The sequence below is a fragment of the Stenotrophomonas capsici genome (genome assembly GCF_034961085.1).
Classification (GTDB): Bacteria; Pseudomonadota; Gammaproteobacteria; order Xanthomonadales; family Xanthomonadaceae; genus Stenotrophomonas; species Stenotrophomonas capsici.
On record NZ_JAYFUH010000021.1, the window covers coordinates 1 to 300 of the forward strand.

At 52.0% G+C, this 300-nt stretch carries 1 rRNA gene; it reads left to right on the top strand.

Annotated elements, in window-relative coordinates:
* A 23S ribosomal RNA gene (locus VA603_RS00255) occupies window positions 1–300 on the top strand; the annotation flags it as partial.

The window sequence follows — 300 nt, forward strand, 5'->3', positions numbered from 1 at the left end:
GATCCTTTAAGACCGAGCACCGAGACGAGTCTTTTAGACGAAGTCACTGATACCACGCTTCCAGGAAAAGCTCCTAAGCTTCAGCTTACGCAGACCGTACCGTAAACCGACACAGGTGGGTAGGATGAGAAGTCTCAGGCGCTTGAGAGAACTCGGGTGAAGGAACTAGGCAACATGGCACCGTAACTTCGGGAGAAGGTGCACCCTTTTTGGTGGCTCATGCGAGCTATAGCTGAAGAGGGTCGCAGTAACCAGGCCGCTGCGACTGTTTATCAAAAACACAGCACTCTGCAAACACGA